The sequence below is a fragment of the Flavobacterium ustbae genome, from assembly GCF_003946915.1.
GTDB classification, from domain to species: domain Bacteria; phylum Bacteroidota; class Bacteroidia; order Flavobacteriales; family Flavobacteriaceae; genus Flavobacterium; species Flavobacterium ustbae.
In genome coordinates this window covers 1-1,415 of sequence record NZ_RPOC01000040.1, presented here as the reverse complement: position 1 = coordinate 1,415, position 1,415 = coordinate 1, and the positions used below count along the sequence as shown (strand labels likewise).

Annotated in this window: 1 protein-coding gene; it reads left to right on the top strand. The window is 35.1% G+C overall.

What is annotated here, in order from left to right; genetic code table 11:
- Nucleotides 1-263: 263 nt before the first annotated feature.
- On the top strand, nucleotides 264-1,301 hold the full coding sequence (locus EG814_RS20860) for an IS110 family RNA-guided transposase (RefSeq protein ID WP_125723795.1): 1,038 nt from the start codon (nucleotides 264-266) through the stop codon (nucleotides 1,299-1,301).
- The last annotated feature ends 114 nt before the right edge of the window (nucleotides 1,302-1,415 follow it).

Genomic DNA, 1,415 nt, shown 5'->3' with positions numbered 1-1,415 from the left:
CTCCTATGTTTGCATAGTTATAAAATCAATCTTTCAAATACCTATATTTGGATATAATAAAGTGAAAAGGATGAGAGTCGATTCGCGGCTAAATGACTCATGAAGTACATTGACGCAAAGATACCGCCTCATCTTTTTTATCTTTTAGAGTTTGAACAGAATGTAAGGAACTACGCATGTCGTACTATCCAGAATATCCAACCAGGAGAAAAAACGAAGGAAGATTCATCACTTTATAATATTCTTTTAAAAATTAATAAGTTATGAAAGTATTGAAACAGGTATTAGGAATTGATGTGGCTCAAAAAGAATTGGTGGTTACTTTAGGGAAACTCAATGATGATTTAACAATTGATCTTTATGCTAATTGTGTCTTTAAAAATACAGATAACGGTTTTTTAAAACTTTCAAAATGGGTAGAACAGCGGACAGATAAAGTTACAAAAGTTAGGTATGTTATGGAAGCTACGGGTGTCTACCATCAAAAGTTCGCTTATTATCTTGATGAAAAAAAGGAAGATTTAAGCATTGTACTGCCCAATAAAATCAGCAATTATATGCGAACCCTTGAGATCAAAACCATTACTGATAAAACATGTTCTGAGGCTATTGCGAGATTTGGATTGGAGAGAAAACTCGATAATTGGGAAAAACCTAAAGAGGTCTACAGGACTTTGAAACAGCTCACCCGTGAACGCCATCAAATTACAGATGAGAGAACGATAGTGAAAAATCAGCTGCATGCCGAAGAGACAGAAGCAATGCCAAGTTTTTCAAGTATTGAGCGCTGCAATAAAAGGATACATTTTTTAAATACCCTTGAGAAAGAAATTAAAGATGAAATCCAAGCCATCATAAAACAGAACAGAGAACTTAGCCGGGACATCAGTAATATTTGTACAATTCCAGGCGTATCAATTTTGACCGCCGCAACAGTTATTGGCGAGACAAACGGATTTGAACTGATCCGCAGTAAAAAACAGCTCACAAGCTTTGCAGGATTAGATGTGCGGGAAAAACTCTCAGGAACCTCGGTAAAAGGCAAGCCGTCCATATCTAAAAGAGGCAATAGATATTTAAGAAGCTGTCTTCATTTGCCAGCGCTGAGCACTATAAAGTGGGACGATAATTTTCGGGATCAATATGCCAGAATAGTAGCAAAACACGGAATCAAAATGAAAGGATGTGTAGCGGTACAGAGAAAATTACTGGAACTGATTTATATTCTTTACAAAAACAAAACAGTATATGATAAAGATTTTGAGTCAAAAAAAATAGCGTGCCAGCAAACAAATGCTTAAACACGCTATACAGTCTAGCTCTTGGCTGACTAAGAGATCAAAATTATAAATTTTAAAACAAAAATGCTAAAATAAAATTTAGATTTATTAGGAAATCAACACAGAATCTTTGCG